The sequence below is a fragment of the Methylomarinum sp. Ch1-1 genome, assembly GCF_030717995.2.
Lineage (GTDB): Bacteria > Pseudomonadota > Gammaproteobacteria > Methylococcales > Methylomonadaceae > Methylomarinum > Methylomarinum roseum.
This window is the reverse complement of sequence record NZ_CP157743.1, coordinates 1,587,404-1,611,183: the sequence shown is the minus strand read 5'-3', so window position 1 is coordinate 1,611,183 and position 23,780 is coordinate 1,587,404. Positions and strand designations below refer to the sequence as shown.

The window sequence follows — 23,780 nt, the reverse complement described above, 5'->3', positions numbered from 1 at the left end:
GCCCCAAACGTTTAACTGCCCATAGGAGGACCGCTCTCGGGCCGAATGGCTCTTTTCGCGCCGAGGGCGGCGCTCCTACGCATGGTAAGCGATCTACCCTGCGAAACTTTTTTGGCGGATCCGCAAGGGCTTGATCCGCCCTACCATTAGCCTCATTGCCTTTCTATGCGTAGGGGAACAAGCGGACCTGGTGCGTTTCCTATCGTCAGCACCCCCCACATCCGTGAGGTGAATTACGCGCAGCGGATCGGCTAAAAGCATTCAATGCACGCGGGGCGGGTTATTTACACACCCTAAACGTTTAACTTACTTTAGGCCTATTTGTTGTTAATTTTATGTTTTAGCCCTGGGATCAGCGAGCGCCCGCTCAGACGACAAGATTCTGTTGCCGACCGCCTTGACGAGAAACACGGGTTAAACATTATTCCTTGTGTCACACTGCGGAATTACGTAATATTAAACACAATAAAGCCATAAAGCTTGTTATCTAGCATGAGACACAGACCCCTTTCCCTGTTGATCGCTCTTTTATTGATCATTTCGCCGCTCGCGCAAGCGCTCGGTCAATGTGTCTTGATGAACGCCGATAATGCGGGGCAAATGTCGATGCTTGAACTCGACTTATGCCAAGATAATGAAAATTCTGCTGTCTGTGTCGCTGAAGCCCCCGCCGACAACACGCTCATAGACGATGAAGGGTGTTATTCGGGGAATCTATGTACGCCGCATTTCCATGCGATCAACACCGATGCCGGTATCGCCAAGCAGTTCTTCAATATCCCCTCGTTTCTTGTAACGCCGACGCGCGTTGCTATTTTGAGTCAAATCATCCCCCCTGAGATAAAGCCCCCGATCGGCATCGCCTGATCAGGTGTCGCTGCCGTTTCGGGATGGACTACTGTTCGCATTATTCCTTTAATCAGGCCGCGCGCCCTTAACAACACGACAAAACTCTTTTTCTTTTTTGTGTACGAGGGCTTTATGTTTTCCCCACACTGTCTAACCAGACCTGTTCTCGCCATGCTGCTGATGGTCGCCATCAGCAGCAGCCGCGCCTCGGAACAGCCCGTTGTGACGCTCGAATCGGCCATTACAATCGCCTTGCAAAACAATCCCGATCTGGCGCAGATGCAGGCCAGGGCTCAAGCGCTGATGGCCATCCCTTCACAGGTCGGCAGCTTGCCGGATCCCGTCGTCAGTTTCAATACCTTGAATCTTCCGGTCGATACCTTCGATACCCGTCAAGAAAATATGACCCAAATCCAACTAGGAATATCCCAGACTATTCCGTTTCCGGGTAAACTCGCGCTGCGCGAACAGGCCGCCTCATTCGAAGCCGCCGCTGCCTTACAATCTGTGACCGAGGCCAGATGGTGGCTACAGAAAAAAGTCAGAAATACCTGGTGGCAGATTTTCTATCTGGACCATGCCTTGCAAATCGTCGACAGCAACCTAACCCTGTTGAGGCAGTTTATCCAAATCGCCCGCACCAAATACGAGGTTGGCGAAGGCTTGCAACAGGATGTTCTGTTGGCGCAATTGGAATTGTCAAAACTCCTGGACCAGCAGCTTAAATTGAACGGACTGCGGCGTAATACCGTGGCGCAACTCAACACCCTATTGGATAGACCGTCGAATTTACCCGTCGCGTTGCCGAATAGATTGGCGGAAAAATTGCCTAAGCTGATTGCGGAAACCGTTCTTTACCAGATGGCTGAAGAGTTCAGGGCGCTGCTGGCCGCCAAACGAGAAACCATTAACGCCGCCCAATCACGACTGGATCTGGCCAAAAAAGACTATTTCCCCGATTTGAATGTCGGAGCGGCCTACGGCATCCGGGACCGTATGCTTGACGGCGCCGAACGCGCGGATTTCCTCAGCATGAAATTGAGCATGACCGTGCCGATCTTCATCGCCAGCAAACAGGCCAAAGCGGTGGATCAAAGGACCAGCGAGTTGATGCGGCAAAAATATGCGCTGCGGGACGAATGGAATCACGTGCGCGGGCAAATCTCGCAAGGCGTAAGCGATTATCAACGCGCGAAAGATCAAGTGATTTTGTTTAAGACCGGCATCATTCCTCAGGCGCGACAGACCGTTGCTTCCATGCTGGCCGGCTACCAGGTTAACAAATTGGATTTTCTCAATCTGGTGCAAAGCCAGATCACCTTATTCAATTATGAAATGCAATACTGGAATGCCTTTGCTGAGGCCAATCAGTCTTTAGCGCAGTTGACGGCCGCGGTCGGTAAGGAAGAAATTTATGAATAAGCATTCGATTATCACCGCCCTCTTGTTTTTGGCCGCCGGTCTCGGCGCAGGGTATTGGTGGGCGACCCTGCAACAGATTGAAACCCAACCAGCTCCGCCGTCGTCAACACCGAGCGCTCCCCCTTTATTCTACCGCAATCCGATGAACCCATCGGTGACCTCGCCGGTGCCGGCCAAGGATGCGATGGGCATGGATTATGTTCCGGTTTATGCCGATGACGCAAACGGTGCGACCGCACCCTCGGGTACTGTCAAAATTGATCCGGTTACCGAACAGAATATCGGCGTGCGCACCGCCGTTGCGACACGGGAAACGTTGTCTCATATTGTCCGTGCGGTCGGTCGAGTCGCTTACGATGAAGAGCGCCTGGTGCGTCTGCATCCGAAAACCGAAGGCTGGATCGAAACGTTGAATATCGACAAAACCGGAGAATGGGTCAAAAAGAACGAAGACTTGCTCAGTATTTATTCGCCGCAACTGGTGACCAGCCAACAGGAATATATTTTGGCGCTGAATAACCTTAAGGTGTTGGAAAACAGTCCGATCGAGGATATTCGGCGTGGCGCCGAGGAATTGGTCAAAAGCTCACTGGAACGCTTGAAACTGCTGGATGTGCCCGAACATCAACTGCATGATTTGACCCACTCCCATAAGATCAAAAAGAGTCTGCATATTCATACGCCCGAGGCCGGCATCGTCATGAATATTGGTGCCCGTGAGGGCCAGTATGTCACTCCGGCCACCGAACTTTATATGATCGCCGACCTGTCTACTGTCTGGGTTTATGCCGATATTTATGAATATGAACTGCCCTGGATCAAGGTTGGCGATCCGGTCGAGATGCGCTTGGCCGGTGTGCCGGGACGGGTGTTTAAAGGCCGTCTGGCTTTTATTTATCCCTATGCCGAACCCAAGACACGGACCATCAAGGTGCGGCTCATATTCGATAACTCGGCGTTATTATTAAAACCGGACATGTTCGCCGAATTGACCATATTTGCCGGCAAAAATGTGGAAACGATCACGATCCCCTCCGAATCCGTCATCCGCTCCGGCGCCCGCAATCAAGTTTTCGTCGTGCGTGCGCCCGGCAAGTTCGAGCCCCGAACGGTGACGCTGGGACTCTCGTCCAACGGTAAAGCGGCCGTATTGGACGGCGTGAATGCTGGCGAACGGGTTGTTATTTCCGCGCAATTTCTGATTGATTCGGAATCCAAACTGCGCGAAGCCGCGACCAAGATGGTCGAACCGAACGAGTCTGGCGGTTCGATGAACATGAACCAGGAACCGGCAGATCACCCTCCAAGCGGCGACGTTGAAAAGCCCGATAGCGAAATGGAGGACGACCGATCAGGAGCTCATCGACATGATTAAGACCTTAATCGAGCAGTCACTGAAAAACCGTTTTATCGTGCTTTTGGCGGCCGTTATCCTAGGCTTGGCAGGCCTGTGGTCTTTTAAAACCATGCCGTTGGATGCGATACCGGACTTATCCGATGTCCAGGTCATCGTTTTCACTAAATATCCGGGCCAAGCGCCGCAAGTGGTCGAGGATCAGGTGACCTACCCGTTGACGACGGCCATGCTGGCGGTTCCGAAAGCCAAAGTCGTGCGCGGCTACTCCTTCTTCGGCCTGTCTTTCGTTTACATCATTTTCGAAGACGGCACCGATATGTATTGGGCCCGTTCGCGTGTGCTGGAATATTTGAATTATGCCACCAGCCGCCTGCCCCTAGGCGTCAATCCGGCACTGGGGCCCGACGCCACCGGCGTCGGCTGGGTTTATGAATATGCCCTACTCGATAAAACCGGCAAACACGACCTGGCGCAGCTGCGTTCGATTCAGGACTGGTACCTGCGCTATCCGTTGCAAACGGTACCCGGCGTATCCGAAGTGGCTTCGGTCGGCGGTTACGTCAAACAATATCAGGTCGAAGTCGATCCGAATGCCTTGCTCGCCTACGGTATTCCACTGGCCAAAGTTAAACGGGCCATTCAACGCTCCAACAACGATGTCGGCGGCCGCTTGGTGGAAATGGCGGAAACCGAATACATGGTGCGGGGCTTGGGCTATATCCGCGGTATCGACGACATCAACGGTATACCGCTGGCCGTCGACGCCAACGGCACGCCGGTTCGGATACAGGATGTCGCCCATGTACATATCGGCCCGGAATTGCGCCGGGGATTGGTGGAACTGGACGGTGAAGGCGAAGTGGCCGGCGGCGTGGTCATCATGCGCTTTGGTGAAAACGCCAAGGCGACCATTGAGGGTGTCAGAGCCAAGCTTGAGGAACTGAAAAAAGGACTGCCGGACGGCGTCGAACTCATCCCTGTTTACGACCGGGGCGACTTGATCGAGCGGGCGGTGGCGACCTTGTACCAGGCGTTGACACTGGAATTGATCATCGTCTGCGTTTTGGTCGGCTTGTTCCTGCTGCATCTGCGCTCATCGCTGGTGATCGTGATCACGTTGCCGCTGGGCGTATTGATCGCTTTCATCGTGATGAAACTGCAGGGACTTAACGCCAACATCATGTCGCTGGGCGGCATCGCCATTGCCATAGGCGACATGGTCGACGGCGGCATTGTGATGGTGGAAAATGCCCACAAGCATCTGGCCGAGGCAGCCGCTCAGAAAAAAGCCGAATTGACCGGGCAGGAACGCTGGCAGGCCATCTCCACCGCATCGCAAGAAGTGGGGCCGACGCTGTTTTTTTCATTGCTGGTCATCACCGTTTCGTTCATTCCCATTTTTACCATGCAGGCGCAGGAAGGCCGGCTATTTAGTCCGCTGGCCTTCACCAAGTCCTACGCCATGGCGGCAGCGGCGCTATTGACGGTCACCGTCGTTCCGGTCTTGATGGGCTATTTTATCCGTGGCAAGATCATGCCGGAGCACAAAAACCCGGCTAACCGCTTGCTGCATTCGATCCATTCGCCCGTTTTAAAAGTAGCCATGCGCTGGCGTTTTATTACGTTAATAATAGCCAGCGCCTTATTGGCATCAACCGCCTATCCGCTGGCCAAAACCGGCAGCGAATTCATGCCGCCGCTGGACGAAGGCGACATCCTCTATATGCCAAGCACATTTCCCGGCATTTCGATCACCAAAGCCAAGGAACTGCTGCAACAAACCGACAAGATCCTGAAAACCTTCCCGGAAGTGCGGCATGTCTTCGGTAAAGTCGGCCGGGCCGATACTGCCACCGATCCTGCGCCGCTGTCGATGACCGAAACCACGATTCAGCTCAAACCCAAAGAGCAGTGGCCGGATCCTGATAAAACCACCCGGCAATTGATGACCGAAATGGATCAAGCAATCCGTTTTCCGGGGGTCACCAATGCCTGGACCATGCCAATCAAGACTCGCATCGATATGCTCTCCACCGGCATTAAAACGCCGGTCGGCATCAAGGTGTCCGGGCCGGACTTGAATGAATTGCAGCGCTTGGCCAAGGCGATCGAGCAGGCGATGAAAACCCTACCGGACACCCTGTCCGCCTTCGGCGATCGCGCCGTGGGCGGCTATTACCTCGATTTCGACATCGACCGTGACGCCGCCGCCCGCTATGGCTTGACCGTCGGCGACGTGCAAGACGTCATTCAAAGCGCCATCGGCGGCATGAACGTGACCGAAACCGTGGAAGGCCTGGAGCGCTATCCGGTCAATCTGCGTTATCCGCGTGAGCTGCGGGATAATCTGAATAGCCTGAAACGGGTGCTCATTCCAACCCCAACCGGCGCGCAAATTCCACTGACTTTGGTGGCCGATCTTAATTTAAGACGCGGCCCTCCCGTCATCAAAAGTGAAAATTCCCGCCCCAACGCCTGGATTTATGTCGATATCAAAACCTCCGACATCGGCGGTTTTGTCGCCAAGGCCAAGCAAACATTGGAACGGCAGGTAAACATTCCCAAAGGCTATACCGTCAGCTGGTCGGGCCAGTTCGAATACATGGAAAGAGCGGCGGCCCGGCTGCGTATCGTGGTTCCGCTGACGTTGTTTCTGATTTTTTTGCTGCTGTATTTTTCTTTCCGCAATTTTGTCGAACCGGTCATCGTCATGTTGACGATTCCGTTCGGCCTGATCGGCGGCATTTGGATGATTTACTGGTACGGTTTCAACCTGTCGGTGGCCGTCTATGTCGGTTTCATCGCGCTGGCCGGCACCGCCGCCGAAACCGGCGCGATGGTGTTAAATTTTATCGATATCGAGGTAGCCAGACTGAGAAGGCAGAAACAGGCTCCGTTGACGGCTTTGGAAATTAAACAGGCCGTCGAAGCCGCCACGGCGCTGCGCGTTCGTCCGGTTGCGATCACCGCGTTCACGACCATGCTGGGCTTGATTCCGATCATGTGGGCCACGGGTTCCGGCGCCGATGTCACCCAGCGCATCGCCGCACCGGTGCTAGGCGGCATGCTGACCGTGTTGATGCTCAGCCTTTTGGTATTTCCGGTGATTTACAGTCTGGCGCTGCAGTTTCAGGAACGCATGAAGAGATAACGCATGCTGCTATGAACGCAAAATCATTTTTAAAGCATTCCCCACTACAAAACCTAAGTGATCGAGATGAATTGTCAACACTGTGGAACAGAAATTACGACACAGCCCTATGTCATCAATGAACGGACCTATTGCTGCGAACATTGTTATTTAAAAACCCGGGACGAATATGCCAGACAGAATGATCCTTATGCTGTGCTGACCGAAATACTGGTCAACGCACTGGATCTGAGGGAACATGAAACCGGCATGCATTCAAAGCGAGTCGCCTGTCATACGATGGTGCTGGCTCGCCGCTTTATGAAAGCCCCCCGCCGATTACAGCAAATTTATTGGGGGGCCTTATTGCATGATATCGGAAAAATAGGCATTGCCGACGAAATTTTATTGAAGCAAGGCCCTTTAACGGATAACGAATGGCGGATAATGCATACCCACCCGGAAAAAGGATATGAACTGATTGCGCAAATACCCGATATGGTCGATGCAGCCAGAATCATCCTAAGCCACGAGGAACGTTATGACGGCTCCGGCTACCCCCATCGTCTTAAGGGCGATGAAATTCCTCTCGGCGCGCGTTTATTCATGGTGATCGACACATTGGACGCCATGACTTCCGACCGCCCCTATCGCAAAGGACAAACTTTCGATATCGCCAAACAGGAAATCATGAGCATGAGAGGGACCCAATTTGATCCTTCGGCGGTTGACGCCTTTTTGGCCGAAGAATCGGTGTTGCGGGATATGGTTTTGAATAAATGTCACCATGAATTTTCTTTATAGCAAAAGCCTAAAAGCATCGTAACCGTTAGCCGAAGCAAGACTGTCGAACGTCACCGTTGAACCGGAATCAGTCTGTCCTAGATGATGATAAAAACCCGAGTCCATGTCTTCGCAGCAATTCCCATATATGGACTCCTCTCCAATTGCAAGCCAAGATTGTTCAAAAATGATGTTTCCAACAGAGATCGAGATTGCCGCCATATATTCGGCCTCTTGATGAAGGTATTTATCGACCTTCGGGCCCTGATGAAGCTATCCGCGCGCTTTTATCTCTATCACTTTGCCGATTTCAAGGAATCTTCGGGAATAACGGATTTTAAAAGCGCCGGTCTGACCTGTTGAATGTCATCACTTTGAGAGTCTTGCCTCCGCAATTTGGTTGAACTCGTTTACTACAGTGTTGTTAGGGTTATCCACGCTTTGTCCACATGCGTAGAGCCCTTCAATCGTGCTCGGAGCTTGTGGGCAAAGGGTGGATAACCCGGTTTTCATCGGCTTAGGCCATTTGTGGCACGTAATCGCCGCCACGCGTTGCCAGCGCCCAAATGATCCGGGCGTTCTTGTTGGCCAAAGCCACGGCCGCTTTGTTGAAGCCTCGCCGTTCAATCAAGCCTTTGAGCCACAGGCTCAAGGGGTCGCTCTTGTCACCGCAGTATTTCAGCACCGCTCTTGCCCCGTGAATCAAGGATGTGCGCAATTGGCGGTTGCCGCGTTTACTGATGCCCAGTAATACCTGCTTATCGCCGCTGCTGTGCTGCCTTGGCACCACGCCCAAGCTGGCCGCGTAATCTCGGCTCGAATCATAACCCTTGCCATCGCCGACGTCAGCCGTGGCCAAAATGGCGGTCAAAGGACCGATACCCGGTATGTCAAGCAATCGTCGGGCTAAGGCATTGTTTTGGCATACTGCCGTAATTTCCCGGTCCAGAGCCCGGATCGCTTCGTCCAAGGCTTTCAGCGCTTGATACTGCTCGGCAAACAGCTTCCGGCTCAGCGTGCTGAGGTCATTTTCCCCGTCCTCCAGAATACTGGGCAGTTGTTTTCTGAACTGATTCACGCTACGCGGCAGCACGATGCCTCGTTCAGCCAGATAACCGCGCATTTGATTGACCAAGGCCGTGCGTTCGTCCACCTTACCTCGCCGGACACCTTGCAGCATGGCTAAGTCTTGCTGCTCAATGCCTTTGATCGCCACGCTGCGTTTGTTCGGCTGGCAGGCCGCCGTGTAAATCGCCTCGGCGTCGTTGTAATCGTTTTTATTGCCAACCACGAATGCCTTCACGAAGCGAGTATTCAACAGCACTACTTCGTGGCCCAGGGCCTGAAATGCCCGGGCCCAATGATGAGCGCCGCCGCAGGCTTCCATCGCGATCACGCTCACCGGCATCTGAGCCACAAAGGCCAACAGTTCCGACCGTTTCAATTTCTTTTTCTTTGCTTTGCCGTCTTGCATCATGAACATATGAAACACTAGTTTTGCAATATCTAAACCCACTACGTTAAGATTCATCTCGAACTCCTCTTTGTTCTGTTTAAGTTGTTAGTAGGTGTATTGTGACACCGTTAGAGGGTGGAGAGGAGTCCATATCATCACTTTGGCGTTCAAAAAGGGCATGGGGTGTGTTTGGCGAGGATGTCGGCAGCAAGGATGCGGCCGTCAAGCCCCCATGGATGGGTTTACCCAGCACCTAAATTCCATGGCTACTGGACTATATTTTACATTCCAGCATAACTTAGGTGCTGGGTGAACGGCGCTCCTCGACAGACACACCCCATGCCCTAAACCCCGCAAAAATACTCAAACTGGTAATTGCTGATGTCTTCGGCTTTTTACCAACGGTTTCATCGCCGTAAAACTGCGTTACAGTGGTGGCGTCAACTTAGCCACCCTCTTTACATGAAGCGTGGCTACAACGATATTTCTGCAAATTTGCCGCCAGTCGATAGCGTTTGGCATATCCCTTGCTTTGCAAGTCACTAAGCAAAGATTGCAGATTTCTTAGCTTAAACGCACCAAAAATTAGCATGTTGCGCATAGACCGCACCAAGCCATAGGCGTTATGTAGCTAAAGCAGCATGCTCAACAGGGGGGGACGATCATGCAGGACTATTGGCGGGAAACGATGAAGTTAGCGCAAGCTATGCGTCATCAGTTGCATGCCGAGCCCGAGCTGACCTGGCAGGAAACAGCGACCGCCGGACGAATCCGTGAAGCCTTGACGACACTGGATATTCCTTGGCGGCCATGCGCCGATACCGGCACCGTGGCTAGGCTGAACCAGTCCGGCGCCAGAGCGCCTCATATCGCCCTGCGCGGCGATATCGACGCGTTGCCGATTAACGAACAGACCGATAAGGACTGGGCCTCGCGCCATCCTGGCTGCATGCATGCCTGCGGCCATGACGGCCATACCGCTACATTGTTGGCCGCCGCCCGCTGGCTTAAACATTGCGAACAGCAACTGCCGGGGCCGGTCACGTTATTGTTTCAACCGGCCGAGGAAGGCGGTCACGGCGCCCGCCGGATGATCGAGGAAGGCGCGCTGGAAGGCGTCGACGAAATCTACGGTTGGCATAACTGGCCGGCGTTGCCTTTCGGCAAACTGGTCTGCCCGGACGACTTGGTCATGTGCGGCAACGGCACCTTCATCATCACGCTGACCGGCATCGGCGGACACGCCAGCCAGCCGGAACTTTGTCGAGACCCGGTATTGGCCGCCAGCGCCGTCGTCATCGCCTTGCAACAGATCGTCAGTCGCCGACTCGCGCCGCAGCAAACCGCCGTCGTCAGCGTGACCTCTATCGAGGCGCCCAGCCAGCCCACGGTGATTCCGCAACAGGCGGTACTCGAAGGCAGCATACGTGTGCCTGACCGGGCGACCCGCGACCGGGTCAATCAACTGATCAACGAAATCAGCCGACAAACCGCGCAAAGCTATGGTGTGGACTGCGACGTCAAGATCCTGCCCCGCTATGACGCCACCATCAATCATCCAGAGCAGGCTGCACGCGTGCGAAATCTGTGGCAACAGGAATTCGGGACAGACGCCTTGGACCGGCTGATTGCCCTACCGATCATGGCTTCGGAAGATTTTCATTATTATTTGCAGCAAATCCCGGCGCCTTTGCCTTGATCGGCGGTGACGACGGCCAGGGCCACGATGCTCCCTGCCACAGTCCTTATTACGATTTCAACGACCGTTTAATTCCCTACGTCACTCGATTATTCGCGCGCCTGGTCGGCGCGCCCGTCCCCGCAAAAACCCAAGGAGATCAGCATGAACATATTCGATGAGCGAGAATCCGACATCCGCGCCTATTGTCGCGTCTATCCTGTGGTGTTCGATAAAGCCAGCAATGCCCGACAAACCGATGAAGACGGCAAGGAATATATCGATTTCTTCGCCGGCGCCGGCGTGCTGAATTTTGGCCACAACAATGAACGAATGAAACAGGCGATGATCGATTATATTCAGAATAACGGCGTCACTCACAGCCTGGACATGCACACCACCGCTAAACGCCGCTTCATGGAACGTTTCGTCAACATCATCCTGGAACCGCGCGGCATGCCCCATAAACTGCAGTTTATGGGGCCCACCGGAACCAATGCCGTCGAAGCGGCGCTGAAACTGGCTCGCCGCGCCACCGGCCGGCGCGAGATCGTCGCGTTCAGCCACGGTTTTCACGGCATGACGTTGGGCGCACTCAGCTGCACCGCCAATCAGCATTTTCGCGCCGCGGCCGGCGTGCCGCTGGAGCACGTGCGCCACTTTCCGTTCGGCTGTGAAAAAATATGCCAGGATTGCCATCTGGGCTGCGGCATGGCCAGTATCGATCAGTTGCGCGCCTATTATCTGGACAGTTCCAGCGGCATTACGCCGCCGGCGGCGTTCTTGGTCGAAACGATACAGGCCGAAGGCGGCGTCAAGGTGGCCGGCAAGGCCTGGCTGCAGTCCTTGGAAAAACTGGCCCAGGATATCGGCTCGCTGCTGATCGTCGACGACATTCAGGTCGGCTGCGGCCGTACCGGTTCTTTCTTCAGCTTCGATGATCTCGACATCGACCCGGACATTATCTGTTTGGCCAGGGCATCGGCGGCATGGGCACGCCGATGGCGATGAATTTGGTCAAACCGGAAATAGACCGACACTGGGCGCCGGGCGAGCATACCGGCACGTTCCGCGGTCAAGACCTGTCCTTCGTCGCCGGCTCGGAGGCGCTAAGTTATTTCGAGGACGACAGCCTGATGAAGGACGTTCGGGCGAAAAGCCAAATCATGGCCGAGGCGCTGACAGCGTTGGAAAAACGTCATGCCGACCTCGAAGTTAGCGGCAAAGGGATGATCCTAGGACTCGATATCGGCGACGGCAACCGGGCCAAAGCCATCGTCGACGCCTGTTTCCAATCCGGTTTATTGATCGCCAGCTGCGGCACCGGCGGTCGGGTCGTCAAACTGATTCCGCCATTGACGATTCCCGAAGACGATCTGAAAGACGGCTTGAATATTCTAATCACTGCCACCGACCAGGTGATGGAGGCCTCATGAGACAACGCGACGACATGACCTTCCCGTTCGAGGAATATCAACGACGCCTGGACGAGCTGCGCCGTCGTATCGAGCAACGACATCTCGATGCGGTGGTGATCAGCGATCCGGAAAACATCATGTATTTGACCGATTATCAGACCACCGGCTATTCCTTTTTCCAGGCGCTGGTGATCCCGTTGACCGACGAACCCTTCATGATCACTCGCGCGATGGAAGAATCCAATATCATCGCCCGCACCTGGGTCGAGCGCACCCGGCCTTATCCCGACACCGGCGATGCGATACAAATGCTGGTCGATGCGCTGAAGGAATTCGGCCTGGCCAATAAACGCATCGGTTACGAGCGCAACAGTTATTTCTTTCCCGCTTACCAACAGGATAAAATACACACCACACTGACCGGCGCCAAGCTAATGGACTGTTTTGGCATCGTCGAGCAAGGCCGCATCCGCAAATCGCCGTTGGAAATCGAACTGATGCGCAAGGCTGCCGCCGCGACCGAGGCCGGCATGCTGGCTGGGATCGACGCCTGCGAGGCCGGCGTCAGCGAAAACGACATCGGCGCCGCGATCAGCGCCGGCATGTTCCGCGCCGGCGGCGAGCCGCCGGCGGTGATGCCCTATGTCACCTCCGGCCCGCGCTCGATGATCGGTCACGCCACCTGGAGGGCCGTACCGTCGAAGCCGGCGAACATGTATTTTTGGAAGTCGGCGGCTGCTACCGCCGCTATCACACCGCGATGATGCGCACCGTGGTCTTAGGCGAATTGTCCGATTCGATGTACAAGGCCCAGGAACTGATGAAACAGGCGCTGAACTGCGTTCATGACTATGTGCAAGCTGGCATGACCGTGTCCGACGTGGATAATCTAGTGCGCAACATCATTACCCATAACGATATCGGGGCTCAACTGATTACCCGCTCCGGTTATTCCATCGGCATTGCCTTCCCACCCAGCTGGGACGAGGGATATATCGTCAGCCTGAAGCAAGGTGATTCGACGGTATTGGAACAAGGCATGACCTTTCATATCATTCCTTGGATGTGGGGCGTTGACGGCGATAAAACCTGCGGCATTTCCGACACGATATATATCACCGAGGAAGGCTGTGAATCTTTTTTCTCGCTGGAGCAGCGTGATTTTGTCGTAAAACCGGCGCGTAGCAATAAAAAACTGTTGCAAATCAATAAGGCCAAGCAACAGCAAACCGATAAAAAACAAGCGGTCAAAAAAGCCGTCCCCCATCCAGAACACTGAGGAGATCATCATGCTGATAGCAACCAATCCCTATAGTGGCGAAAAAATCGCCGAATATCCGGCTCTGAATGACGAACAAATGCGAGAACGCATCGCGTTGGCGCACCAGGCTTTTCCCGATTGGCAAGCCAGCAGTTACCCGGAAAGGGCGGAGGTATTGCGGGCGGTGGCCGGCCAATTACGCGAATACAAAAGTGAATTAGCCAAACTGATGGCCGAGGAAATGGGCAAGCCGGTCAAGGAAGGCGGACCCGAGGTGGAAAAAGCCGCCTGGTGCGCCGAACACTATGCCGATCATGCGGCAAGCTATCTGGCCAACGACGTACTGCCTTCCGATGCCTCGCTCAGCTATGTTTGTTATCAACCGTTAGGGACGTTACTGGGCATCCTGCCCTGGAACGCCCCGTTATGGTTGGCGTTTCGCTATCTGGCGCCGGCGTTGATGGCGGGCAATACCTGCGTGATGAAACATGACTCCCATGTGCCCGCCTGTGCTCTGGTAATAGCCGATGTCTTTGTCGAGGCCGGCGCGCCGGACAACATCATGGTCAATCTGCCGCTGACGACGCCGGCGGTGGAAAAGGCGATACGCGACCCGAGAATTGCCGCCGTGTCCTTCACCGGCTCCAGCACCGCCGGCAGAAAAGTAGCGGCTGCGGCCGCTTCGGAATTGAAACCCTCGGTGCTGGAACTGGGCGGCTCCGATCCCTGCATCGTGATGGCCGATGCCGATTTGGAACAGGCCGCCGATATCGTCACCCTGTCGCGTATCATCAATGCCGGCCAGTCCTGCATCGCGGCCAAGCGGGTGATCGTCGAAGACAGCGTCTATGATGATTTTATCCGGCGCCTGAAACCCCGTCTGGAAGCGCTCAAATCGGGCGATCCGCGCTCTCCCGACACCGATATCGGACCGCTTGCCCGCGACGACTTAAGGCAAAATCTTCATCGTCAGGTCAGCGAAACAATCGCGGCGGGCGCGACCTGTTTACTAGGCGGTGAAATCCCGGCCGGCGACGGTTATTTCTACCCGGTGACGCTATTGACCGATGTGACACCCGACATGTGTGCGTTTCGCGAGGAAACTTTCGGCCCGGTCATGGTCGTCACGCCGGCGGCGAATCTTGATGTGGCGTTGCACTGGCCAACGATACCGACTACGGCCTCGGCGCCAGCATCTGGACAAGCGATGCCGAAGTCGCCGAGCAGGCGGCCGCCCGTTTGAATGCCGGCCAGGTCGCCGTCAACGGCATCGTCAAAACCGACCCCCGCCTGCCCAGCGGCGGCATCAAGGGTTCCGGTTTCGGTCGCGAACTAGGGCCGCACGGCATTAAGGAGTTTGTTAACGCTAAACAGATCTGGATCAAATAACGTTAGTCAAACAGGGGGCGGAAACTATAGCCCCCAAGCCATAGTCGGATTTTGTCGTTGCTTATTCGTTTGCTGACATAGTTTTTGGCTTCCGCCTGAATATCAACGCCGTAATGACGGGCGATATCGCGCCAATGCAGCGCTTCGCTGTCGGCAAGATTGAAGCGCTCTCCGCGCGCATCGCGTTGATCGTTCAACAGTCGTTCGGTAATCGCGACGATATCGTCGACGTGAACCAGGTTGACGCGTTTATCCGGCGTCTTGATCAAGCCCTTTTTCAGCCAGTCCAGCGGCTGACGATTCGGCCCATAAATGCCTGCTAAAACCAGTATCGCGGCGCCTTGTTGGCGCAACCATTCTTCGCCGGCGACCCGCTCGCGAGCCAAATCCAGCGGCTGACTCTCGTCGATCCATTGATCCCCCTGGGGCGCCAAATAACAGGAGGTGCTGGCGTAGACAAACAGTCTTTCCACATCCGCTAATTTGGTCCGATAAAAGTCCTGAACCTGTTCCAGCGGCGCCGCCGGAAATGTCCAGATCACGTTTTCGCTGCGCGGAAGATTATTCCAACTGCTGCGGTTGGCGAGATCGAAATAAAGCGAGTGTTGCGCCGAGCTTTTTTCTTCGCTGCGATGAGTCGTCGGCGCATCTATCCGATCAGCCAGCCTTTGACCGACATAGCCGCCGCCGAGAACCAGGTTTTTAATAGTCATGTATTTTTAGCGTGTTGAATTAAGTTTTTTCGCTGATGCGCCGTTTTCCGGTCAACGGCAGACGATAATAGGCGAATATACGGTAGACGCATTCCATCAGCGGCAATAGTCCCGGAAACGTTTCGACCAGGACAGCCAGCCGGCGATAATATGGCAAACGCTTCCACAGAACCAGGAATGCGCGCGCCCCGGTTTGCAATTGCCTGTTTTCGTCGATGACATGGAGACGGTCCATCGCCTGTTTATAACCGATTCCGGCGCTGTCGAGAGCAGCCGGGTCGCAGACTATATCGACCCATTCAATCGCGCCGTCTCGATCGAGTCTTTTCATCGCCTTAACCTCGGCTTTGCATATAGGGCAATCGCCATCATGGAAACATCTGACTTTCGTTGAGAATTCTGGCTTCATCATTATTAGTCCCGAAAAATCGCCAAGCCTTAATTTATCTATACCACGATGGCCAAAAAATGAAAATTTATCCCACCAAGCAACGTTATCAATCGATAGAAACTAGCTTTACAGATAATAGCTGAGTAAAATACTCGGTTATTATCATCCGACTTGAAACTGAATCTGTTCAATCAGGGCCAAACATTGATAGATTATTATCGCTAGACATGGAATTTTCAATAGCGAAAACTGTTCCGCCCAACTGTATAAGGAAAATATTTATGCGTGATACCTTCCCGAGCAATCTCAAACGCCATTAGACGAGGAACGTTATCGGTTGTTCCGACAGTTTTCATCCCTGCTGACGTCGGAACAAAAGGCCTGGGTAGCCGGCTATCTGACCGCGCAATTGTCATCCGCTCTAGGCGCCGCGCCCCACAAGGCAACAGCCGATGAAATCACCATCCTGGTCGGTTCGCAGACCGGCAACTGCGAAGAGCTGGCCGAACAAGTCCATGACTTGGCCGCCGAACGCGGGCTACGGACCGTGATCAGGACATGGGCGATTATAAGGCGCCGCAACTGAAGACCGAGAAATATCTGCTGGTGATCGTCAGCACCTATGGCGAAGGCGATCCGCCCGACAATGCTCGCGACTTATACGATTTTTGTTCAGTAAACGGGCGCCGTCATTAAACACACCCAATTCGCCGTGCTGGCGTTAGGCGATTCCAGTTATGAATTCTTCTGCAAGACCGGCGTCGATTTCGATCAACGTTTGGAAGAACTCGGCGCGACGCGTCTGCATGCCCGTATCGATTGCGATGTCGATTACGCGACGGCGGCGGAAGGCTGGATGGCTTCGGTGCTGAACGAATTGAGCCAGCGCACGCTGAGCGCCACTGAGGAAACGGGCCTGGCGCCGGCCATGGCTAAGACCACCGCCCTATCCCAATATTCGCGCAAGAACCCTTTTCCGGCGGTGTTGTTGGATGACATCGTATTGAACGGACGCGGCTCGAGCAAGGAAACCCATCACTATGAATTGTCACTGGAGGGTTCCGGTTTAAAGCTATGAACCCGGCGATGCCTTAGGCATCTATCCTCGCAATGCGCCGGAAATGGTCGACGAACTGCTCGAAACCCTGCATTTCAATGGAGATGACGCAGTCAGCAGCGACGGCAAAGACCGCCCATTGTACGACGCTCTGCTTTATGACTATGAAATCACGACCTTGACCCGGCCGATGCTGCATAAATACGCCGCACTACACGACAACCCCAAACTGGAACGACTGCTAGACGAGAAACATAAGCAAGATCTAGCCGGCTATTTATATGGCCGCGAAATCATCGATTTGATCACCGATTTTCCCCTGTGCCGATTTGAATCCGCAAGACTTCATCGATAGCCTACGCAAATTGCCGCCGCGTCTCTATTCGATCGCCTCCAGCCTGAAACAGCATCCCGATGAAGTGCATCTGACCGTCGCGTCGGTCCGTTATCAAAGTCACGGCCGCCGTCGTCAGGGGGTCTGCTCGACCTTCCTCGCCGACCGCATCGGCTCGGAAACCACGATACCGGTCTATGTCGATCACAACAAAAACTTCAAGCTGCCGAGCGACCCCAGCGCGCCGATCATCATGATCGGTCCGGGCACCGGTATCGCACCGTTCCGCGCCTTCGTCGAGGAACGCGAAGCGGTCGGCGCCACCGGCAAGAACTGGCTGTTCTTCGGCGATCAGCATTTCATGACCGACTTCCTCTATCAAAGCGAATGGTTGCGTTATCTGAAAAGCGGCCTGCTGACCCGGATGAACGTCGCCTTTTTCCGCGACCAGACCGAGAAAGTCTATGTGCAACAGCGCATGCTGGAACACGGCCGCGATTTGTACGGCTGGCTACAGGAAGGCGCCTATCTTTATGTCTGCGGCGACGAAAGACACATGGCGCGGGACGTACACGAGACCCTGCTAGATCTGGTCGAACGTGAAGGCGGCATGAACCGCGATACGGCGGAACAATATGTCAAAACCTTACAGAAAGAAAAACGCTATCAGCGTGACATTTATTAACGAGGATACAAACATGACCGACGTGTCTGAGGAAGAATTGAATAAACGTGTCGAAGTGGAACGCATCAAGGATGCCAGCAATTATCTGCGCGGCAGCCTGGTGGAAAGCCTGAATAATCCATTGACCGGCGCACTGACCGATAGCGATACCCAACTATCCAAGTTTCACGGAATTTACCAGCAGGACGACCGCGACCTGCGCGACGAACGGCGCAAGCAAAAACTGGAACCGCATTATCAATTCATGGTTCGGGTCAGGATCGCCGGCGGCATTTGCACGCCGGCGCAGTGGCTGGAGATGGACCGCATTGCCACTACCTGGTGCAACGGCAGCATACGCTTGACCACGCGCCAGGCGCTGCAGTTCCATGGCATCCTGAAACGCGATCTGAAACGCAGCATCGCCGAAATCAACGCCTCGTTGCTCGACACCATCGCCGCCTGCGGCGACGTCAACCGCAATGTCATGTGCAGCCCGGCGCCGGAACAATCCCGACTGCACGAGGAAGCCTATGAATATGCCCGTCGCATCAACGATCATCTGACCCCGAGGACGACCGCCTATCATGAAATCTGGCTGGACGAAAAGCTGATCGATTCCAGCCGCCAGGACGAGGAACCGATCTACGGCAAACATTATTTGCCGCGTAAATTCAAGACCGCAATCGCGGTGCCGCCCGCCAACGATGTCGATATCTTCGCCAATGACCTCGGCTTCATCGCAATCGCCGAGAACGAGCATCTGGTCGGCTTCAATGTCACGGTCGGCGGCGGCATGAGTCTGACCCACGGCGAGCCGAACACCTACCCGCGCCTAGCCGACGTGATCGGCTACTGTCCCAAGCATAAGACGCTGCAGGTGGCCGAAGAAATTCTCAAGATTCAGCGCGATTTCGGCGATAGAACCAACCGCAAGCATGCGCGGCTGAAATATACCATCGACGACCGCGGCGTCGACTGGTTCAAGTTCGAATTGAATCGTCGCCTGGGCTGGCAACTGGGAGCGCCGAGAAAATACAAGTTCGAGTATTCCGGCGATCGCTACGGCTGGAACAAAGGCGTCAACGACACCTGGGATTACACCGTGTTCATCCAGAACGGCCGTATCGCCGACGACGATGCGCCCCTCATGACCGGGCTGCGCGAGATCGCCAAGGTCCATGACGGCGACTTCCGGATTTCCCCGAACCAGAACCTGATCATCGGCAAGGTCAACGACCACAACAAACCGATCATCGAATCACTGCTGCGCCAGCACCGTTTCATAGAGCCCGGACAGCAAAGCGCGTTACGTTTGAATGCGATGGCCTGCGTCGCCTTTCCGACCTGCAGCCTGGCGATGGCCGAGAGCGAACGTTATCTGCCGACATTTCTCGACAAACTGGAACCGATACTGCGACGGTTTGGCCTGGAGAATGACTCAATCCTGTTGCGGATGACCGGCTGCCCAAACGGCTGCGCCCGCCCCTTTCTCGGTGAAATCGGCCTGGTCGGCAAGGCGCCGGGCAAATACAATCTGTATTTAGGCGCCGGGTTCGAAGGTCAGCGGCTGAACAAGCTGTACCGGGAAAATATCAACGAGGAGCAGATTCTGGCCGAATTGACGCCGCTGCTGCAGCATTATGCCGACAACCGGCAAGCCGGCGAACGTTTCGGCGATTTCGTGATCAGAACCGGCTATATCGAAGCAATGACGGCAGGACGCAATTTTCAACGTTGAATATATCCCTGGCGACTAACCGCTCCTGCTTAACGCGGCGCCCTCAGCGGCGCGAGATATGTATATCCCGCGCCAACGTTTAATGACTCAGACCTGTCATTAATTATGGTTTTTACTATGAAAATGCATGGATTTCCTTAGTCCGGACAAAAAATGCCTATGTCGCGGCGTACTGTGTTCTAGGCGCCGATATACCGTCAGTTTCAACGCGTCCTCGATAAAAACCCAGAACAGACAATAAGCCCAGATCATGCCGATATATTCCCAGGAAATCGGAGCCACATTCCAGCCGTAGTGCGCAATCAACACCGCGACGAGTTGGGTGGCTATAATCGTTATTAATAATAACGGAGCGGGATACGGGCGTAACAGAAAAAAATGCCGGCTGCGCGCAACAAAAAGCGTCAGATGCCCTGCCACCGCCAGTTTCAGAAAGATAATGGTCTGCAATTGCGCCATCTCGATATGGAAGTGATTTTTTGCGACGATTAGCAACAAGAAGGTCTCGATGACGCCGACGATGCCTAATACCGTGGCCACGGTCAAAACCCGGCCCATGTCCCAGCGCACCGGCGCCGACGGCAGCCGGGTGTTATCCTTGGCGATAGTCAGTATCGGCAGATCGTTCAGCAAGGCCAGCAGTATGATCATCACCGCGGTGATCGGATAAACGTTGTACACCAAAATTGCGAGCACCATGAACAGCATGATGCGGATCGTTTCGGTAATGCGATAAATCGCATAGGCGTTCATACGCTCAAAAATGCGTCGGGCCTCCTCGATCGCATGGGTGATCACGCTCAACCCGGGCGCGGTCAGCACCAGGTCGGCCGCCGCCCTTGCCGCATCGGTCGCACCGGAGACGGCAATACCGACATCGGCCTGTTTCAAGGCCGGTGCGTCGTTGACACCGTCACCGGTCATGCCGACGAAATGATGATCGGCCTGCAGACTTTTGACCAGCCGGTATTTGTGTTCCGGAAACACTTGGGCGAAGCCATCGGCTCGCTCGGCGCAACGGGCGACCGCAGCGACATCTTCCTGATCCTTGCTGCTGCCGATCTGATCGGCCGGAATGATGGTTTGCCCCAGACCGAGCTGACCGGCAATTTGTTTGGCGATGGCGAGATTATCGCCGGTCACCATCTTAATCGCGATGCCTTGGCTTCTGGCCTTATCGATGGTCTGACGGGCATCTTCCCGGGGCGGGTCGAACAACGACAGGATTCCCAAGAATTGCCAGCGGCCTTCCTGATCGGTACGGGCCACCCCCAGTGCCCGATAACCCTTGACGGCGAAGCCATCGACGACCTCTTCGGCCTCTCGCCTCTGCGCCGGATTGGGATTGCATAAATCCAACACGACCTGCGGCGCCCCTTTGCTAACACGGAAATTGCTGCCATCGTCGGCTTGAATTTTCGCCTCGGTGCGTTTATGGATAGGGTCGAAAGGGATGAAATCGGTTTGATGATAACCAGCCAGAGCTTTCGCATCGCCGAGCTTATGCAGAATCGCGCTATCGATGGCATCGGGATTTTCCGTTTCGGCGGCCAAGGCCGCCGTCAGAATCAGCGTTTTTTCGTCGGCGCCGTTGAACATGGCCGAATCGCCCAAAGACAACTTGTTCTGAGTCAAGGTTCCGGTCTTGTCGGAACAAAGAATATCCATCCCGGCCAGCTCCTCGATCGATTCCAGTCGGGACACGATAGCCTTGAGTTTGGACAGACTCATTGCGCCGACCGCCATTGTTACCGATAACACTGCGGGCATCGCCACCGGAATCGATGCAACGGTCAAGATCAATGCGAATTGGAGCAGATCCATGAACGGCAAATGACGTTCCAAACCAACCAGAACCAGCACGGCAACCAACGCCATACTCATGAAGATCAAATAGTCGCCGATTGTCAACACCGCCTTCTGGAAGTGCGATACCGTTTTTACCGAACCGACCAGTTGGGCGGTCTTACCGAAGAAACTATGAGAACCGGTGGCGACGACGACACCGCTCATTTCACCCTGCTTGGCGATAGAACCGGAATAAACCAAATCACCGGCGCCTTTATCGACCGGCAGCGATTCGCCGGTCAATGCCGATTGATCGATACTCAGATAATCGCCAGACAGCAACACGATATCGGCCGGCACGACATCACCGAGCCGCAAACGGACGATGTCGCCCGGCGCCAGTCGCTCGGCGGGTATTTCACGCCAGTCGCCATCGCGGCGTACTCGGGCTTTCAGCGCCAATTGTTTCTTTAACTGATCTATCGCATTACCGGCCTGATATTCCTGCCAAAAGCCTACAACGGCATTGAATACCAATAGCACCAAAATAATATCGAGGTCCTCATAATTGTGCACGAATGCCGACAGCACGGCTGCGGTCTCGATCATCCAAGCGATAGGCCCCCAAAAATAGGAAAGGAATTTAAGTAGAGGATTTCTACGTCGTTCATGAATGGTATTAAGGCCGTAGAATGCCAGCCTTTCTTCGGCGTCCTGTTCGGAAAGACCGTTTTTTCCGCTTTGCAGATAATCGAGCAGTTTTTCCGGACTTAACGAACGGATTTTTTCGTCGCTCGCCTGGGGTGGAAATAATTGAGACTTATTTTTCATGCGCATCACCCTTTATTATTTGTAAAAGCAGATAAACCGGACCACATCAGTCAACTCTATGCTTTCTGAATAATGATTGCCAGGACATCATCCTTATATTCGATCCTAATCATTGACCAATACCCATAACCTACCCCGAATTGTTAGGCTTGAAAATAACGACTCAGAAAGACAAAGGGCGAAAAAAATTTCGCCCTCATAAACTCTATTTTTTCGAGTGCATCATTTTATTTTTAAAGTCTTTAAGGGATTGTTTGATCCTGTTCCAGGTCTCAGCCGACTTTTCGGAATGAATAACATCTTTAATGCCGTCAATACTGTCATAAAGGGTTTCATAATCCTCTTTGTCGCCATAGCCTAGCGCCTGTGCAAGCTTTAATTGTTGTTTGGCGGCATCGGTCACTTTAAGAACCTCCGATCGGCTCTGTTCCTGACTCAAATCGTTTTGATGTTCCAGTTGCGCCGCTTCTGACAATAAGGCTTCGGCCCGCAACACCGGCAACGGAATGATATCCGTGGTTTTCACCAGCATGCTCAAGGTCGCAGACAGAGCTTCTGCAGCCTCATCGGTTTTACCTTGATCGCCCAGCGCCGCCGCTTCCTTGATCGCATCGGGAAATATTCCCAACGGGATGCTCGTGGTGCTGATACGGATTTCGCTCACCAATGCCGATAGAATATAGCGCGCGTCCTGAACCTTGTCATCATCGAGCAAATCATCGGCAGTATCGACCATTTTCGCCACTTGCTCGGGGTCGCTGTCTAAATCATAGACATCCGCTTCCACGTTGGCTGGAATCAATTTCAAGTCGGGATGTCTGGCCAACAGGATATCTAGCTTACCCGAAACCTCCTGCAATAGCGCCATCGCCTTTGCGCTGTCTTGCTTTTGAAATGCCAGGAGCGCATTGCGCGTCTCCTGAATAACTTCCTGCGCTTCATGTTCTACTTTCCGTTGTTTTTCTTTGAGTAATGTCTGCTTTGTCGCCTCCGATTGCTGATCGCTTTTGCTTGCCGAACTGGAAGAAGACCTGTCGGCTGCCGCTACAACTTCCTGTGCCATCCCGAATGCTGTCGCAAATGCCAACAGCAAGGCGGCTGTTGTTTTATTTTTACTGGTCTCGTTTCTAGACATGACTTTCTCCTCTCACAATTATTAGATTTTCTTATCTAGCGATGTGAAAACATCACAAGCTCATTGTTCATCGATGCTCGTAATAAAGCTGGCAAACCCTATGCCAAAACCGACTCGACTGATCGAATCCTGCGATCGATTGACAGATCAGACAGTTAAGTTATTGAGATAGAAAGGAAAGAAAGACTGACAGGACCTTATAAAAATCATTTGCCCTATCAAAACGATACGCATAAAAAATCGAACACTGTTGAATCTGGTGGATATCAACCATTAACAACGGTTAATATCCACTAAGACGGCGATATAAAATATCCTAAATGTGCTGACTCTGACTTGATCTAACAATTACAGCTATCGGAATGGATATGTGCCAATAGCAG

17 protein-coding genes and 3 pseudogenes are annotated in these 23,780 nt (G+C 53.9%); 15 read left to right on the top strand and 5 right to left on the bottom strand.

What is annotated here, in order from left to right; all coding sequences use genetic code 11:
• Nucleotides 1-576: 576 nt before the first annotated feature.
• From Q9L42_RS07790 to Q9L42_RS07770, 5 genes are all read left to right on the top strand, one after another.
• Nucleotides 577-867 (top strand): hypothetical protein, encoded by a 291-nt coding sequence (locus Q9L42_RS07790; protein WP_349432542.1) that lies wholly within the window; start codon nucleotides 577-579, stop codon nucleotides 865-867.
• A gap of 153 nt (nucleotides 868-1,020) precedes the next feature.
• The gene (locus tag Q9L42_RS07785; protein ID WP_305909016.1) at nucleotides 1,021-2,271 is read left to right on the top strand and encodes a TolC family protein; all 1,251 of its coding nucleotides are present in this window, start codon (nucleotides 1,021-1,023) and stop codon (nucleotides 2,269-2,271) included.
• Nucleotides 2,264-3,646: an efflux RND transporter periplasmic adaptor subunit gene (locus Q9L42_RS07780; RefSeq protein ID WP_305909017.1), complete on the top strand. Its 1,383-nt coding sequence runs from the start codon at nucleotides 2,264-2,266 to the stop codon at nucleotides 3,644-3,646. The genes Q9L42_RS07785 and Q9L42_RS07780 overlap by 8 nt, the downstream gene beginning before the upstream one ends.
• Entirely contained in the window at nucleotides 3,639-6,779 is a 3,141-nt protein-coding gene (locus tag Q9L42_RS07775) for an efflux RND transporter permease subunit (protein ID WP_305909018.1), read from the top strand. Before Q9L42_RS07780 ends, Q9L42_RS07775 begins: the two co-directional genes overlap by 8 nt.
• Nucleotides 6,780-6,845: 66 nt before the next feature.
• Nucleotides 6,846-7,562: an HD-GYP domain-containing protein gene (locus tag Q9L42_RS07770; protein WP_349432540.1), complete on the top strand. Its 717-nt coding sequence runs from the start codon at nucleotides 6,846-6,848 to the stop codon at nucleotides 7,560-7,562.
• Nucleotides 7,563-8,058: 496 nt separating this feature from the next.
• Here Q9L42_RS07770 and Q9L42_RS07765 read toward each other — a convergent pair whose 3' ends face one another.
• On the bottom strand, nucleotides 8,059-9,072 hold the full coding sequence (locus Q9L42_RS07765) for an IS110 family transposase (protein ID WP_305907107.1): 1,014 nt from the start codon (nucleotides 9,070-9,072) through the stop codon (nucleotides 8,059-8,061).
• A 589-nt stretch (nucleotides 9,073-9,661) separates the two neighbouring features.
• Between Q9L42_RS07765 and doeB2 the strand changes: the two genes are divergently transcribed.
• From doeB2 to Q9L42_RS07735, 4 genes and pseudogenes are all read left to right on the top strand, one after another.
• Nucleotides 9,662-10,696, top strand: a complete 1,035-nt coding sequence (gene doeB2, locus Q9L42_RS07760) for a N(2)-acetyl-L-2,4-diaminobutanoate deacetylase DoeB2 (protein ID WP_349432539.1) — start codon at nucleotides 9,662-9,664, stop codon at nucleotides 10,694-10,696.
• Nucleotides 10,697-10,840: 144 nt separating this feature from the next.
• Nucleotides 10,841-12,111, top strand: a pseudogene (locus Q9L42_RS07755) (aspartate aminotransferase family protein).
• Nucleotides 12,108-13,372, top strand: a pseudogene (gene doeA, locus Q9L42_RS21450) (ectoine hydrolase). The pseudogenes Q9L42_RS07755 and doeA overlap by 4 nt, the downstream one beginning before the upstream one ends.
• 10 nt (nucleotides 13,373-13,382) lie before the next feature.
• Nucleotides 13,383-14,743: pseudogene (locus tag Q9L42_RS07735) on the top strand (NAD-dependent succinate-semialdehyde dehydrogenase).
• A gap of 2 nt (nucleotides 14,744-14,745) precedes the next feature.
• On the opposite strand, the gene Q9L42_RS07725 reads toward Q9L42_RS07735, so the two are convergent.
• The gene (locus Q9L42_RS07725; RefSeq protein ID WP_349432502.1) at nucleotides 14,746-15,456 is read right to left on the bottom strand and encodes a hypothetical protein; all 711 of its coding nucleotides are present in this window, start codon (nucleotides 15,454-15,456) and stop codon (nucleotides 14,746-14,748) included.
• Nucleotides 15,457-15,475: 19 nt separating this feature from the next.
• Complete coding sequence (locus tag Q9L42_RS07720; RefSeq protein WP_305910262.1) at nucleotides 15,476-15,865, bottom strand: thiol-disulfide oxidoreductase DCC family protein; 390 nt, start codon at nucleotides 15,863-15,865, stop codon at nucleotides 15,476-15,478.
• A gap of 319 nt (nucleotides 15,866-16,184) precedes the next feature.
• On the opposite strand from Q9L42_RS07720, the gene Q9L42_RS07715 reads away from it, so the two are divergent.
• From Q9L42_RS07715 to cysI, 6 genes are read left to right on the top strand one after another with little or no spacing between them, the layout of a single operon-like run.
• On the top strand, nucleotides 16,185-16,433 hold the full coding sequence (locus Q9L42_RS07715) for a hypothetical protein (protein ID WP_349432529.1): 249 nt from the start codon (nucleotides 16,185-16,187) through the stop codon (nucleotides 16,431-16,433).
• The gene (locus Q9L42_RS07710; protein WP_349432527.1) at nucleotides 16,406-16,543 is read left to right on the top strand and encodes a flavodoxin domain-containing protein; all 138 of its coding nucleotides are present in this window, start codon (nucleotides 16,406-16,408) and stop codon (nucleotides 16,541-16,543) included. The genes Q9L42_RS07715 and Q9L42_RS07710 overlap by 28 nt, the downstream gene beginning before the upstream one ends.
• 16 nt (nucleotides 16,544-16,559) lie before the next feature.
• Nucleotides 16,560-16,925, top strand: a complete 366-nt coding sequence (locus tag Q9L42_RS07705; RefSeq protein ID WP_349432525.1) for a flavodoxin domain-containing protein — start codon at nucleotides 16,560-16,562, stop codon at nucleotides 16,923-16,925.
• Nucleotides 16,926-16,968: 43 nt separating this feature from the next.
• Nucleotides 16,969-17,259 carry a hypothetical protein gene (locus Q9L42_RS07700; RefSeq protein ID WP_349432523.1) on the top strand — a complete coding sequence of 97 codons (291 nt, stop codon included), beginning with the start codon at nucleotides 16,969-16,971 and terminating at the stop codon, nucleotides 17,257-17,259.
• A complete protein-coding gene (locus Q9L42_RS07695; RefSeq protein ID WP_349432521.1) occupies nucleotides 17,234-17,923 on the top strand; it encodes a diflavin oxidoreductase in 690 nt (229 codons plus the stop codon). Before Q9L42_RS07700 ends, Q9L42_RS07695 begins: the two co-directional genes overlap by 26 nt.
• A 13-nt stretch (nucleotides 17,924-17,936) precedes the next feature.
• On the top strand, nucleotides 17,937-19,643 hold the full coding sequence (cysI, locus tag Q9L42_RS07690) for an assimilatory sulfite reductase (NADPH) hemoprotein subunit (protein ID WP_305909028.1): 1,707 nt from the start codon (nucleotides 17,937-17,939) through the stop codon (nucleotides 19,641-19,643).
• A gap of 99 nt (nucleotides 19,644-19,742) precedes the next feature.
• Here the strand turns inward: cysI and Q9L42_RS07685 are convergent, their stop codons facing one another.
• The gene (locus Q9L42_RS07685) at nucleotides 19,743-22,262 is read right to left on the bottom strand and encodes a plasma-membrane proton-efflux P-type ATPase (protein WP_305909029.1); all 2,520 of its coding nucleotides are present in this window, start codon (nucleotides 22,260-22,262) and stop codon (nucleotides 19,743-19,745) included.
• Nucleotides 22,263-22,467: 205 nt separating this feature from the next.
• On the bottom strand, nucleotides 22,468-23,397 hold the full coding sequence (locus tag Q9L42_RS07680; RefSeq protein WP_305909030.1) for a YfdX family protein: 930 nt from the start codon (nucleotides 23,395-23,397) through the stop codon (nucleotides 22,468-22,470).
• Between the last annotated feature and the right edge of the window lie 383 nt (nucleotides 23,398-23,780).

Excerpts from the sequence above, each read along its gene's own strand:
- Q9L42_RS07790 (WP_349432542.1), top strand. The coding sequence starts at position 577 with ATGAACGCCGATAATGCGGGGCAAATGTCGATGCTTGAACTCGACTTA.
- Q9L42_RS07785 (WP_305909016.1), top strand. The coding sequence starts at position 1,021 with ATGCTGCTGATGGTCGCCATCAGCAGCAGCCGCGCCTCGGAACAGCCC.
- Q9L42_RS07780 (WP_305909017.1), top strand. The coding sequence starts at position 2,264 with ATGAATAAGCATTCGATTATCACCGCCCTCTTGTTTTTGGCCGCCGGT.
- Q9L42_RS07775 (WP_305909018.1), top strand. The coding sequence starts at position 3,639 with ATGATTAAGACCTTAATCGAGCAGTCACTGAAAAACCGTTTTATCGTG.
- Q9L42_RS07770 (WP_349432540.1), top strand. The coding sequence starts at position 6,846 with ATGAATTGTCAACACTGTGGAACAGAAATTACGACACAGCCCTATGTC.
- Q9L42_RS07765 (WP_305907107.1), bottom strand. The coding sequence starts at position 9,072 with ATGAATCTTAACGTAGTGGGTTTAGATATTGCAAAACTAGTGTTTCAT.
- doeB2 (WP_349432539.1), top strand. The coding sequence starts at position 9,662 with ATGCAGGACTATTGGCGGGAAACGATGAAGTTAGCGCAAGCTATGCGT.
- Q9L42_RS07725 (WP_349432502.1), bottom strand. The coding sequence starts at position 15,456 with ATGACTATTAAAAACCTGGTTCTCGGCGGCGGCTATGTCGGTCAAAGG.
- Q9L42_RS07720 (WP_305910262.1), bottom strand. The coding sequence starts at position 15,865 with ATGAAGCCAGAATTCTCAACGAAAGTCAGATGTTTCCATGATGGCGAT.
- Q9L42_RS07710 (WP_349432527.1), top strand. The coding sequence starts at position 16,406 with ATGGGCGATTATAAGGCGCCGCAACTGAAGACCGAGAAATATCTGCTG.
- Q9L42_RS07700 (WP_349432523.1), top strand. The coding sequence starts at position 16,969 with ATGGTCGACGAACTGCTCGAAACCCTGCATTTCAATGGAGATGACGCA.
- cysI (WP_305909028.1), top strand. The coding sequence starts at position 17,937 with ATGACCGACGTGTCTGAGGAAGAATTGAATAAACGTGTCGAAGTGGAA.
- Q9L42_RS07685 (WP_305909029.1), bottom strand. The coding sequence starts at position 22,262 with ATGAAAAATAAGTCTCAATTATTTCCACCCCAGGCGAGCGACGAAAAA.
- Q9L42_RS07680 (WP_305909030.1), bottom strand. The coding sequence starts at position 23,397 with ATGTCTAGAAACGAGACCAGTAAAAATAAAACAACAGCCGCCTTGCTG.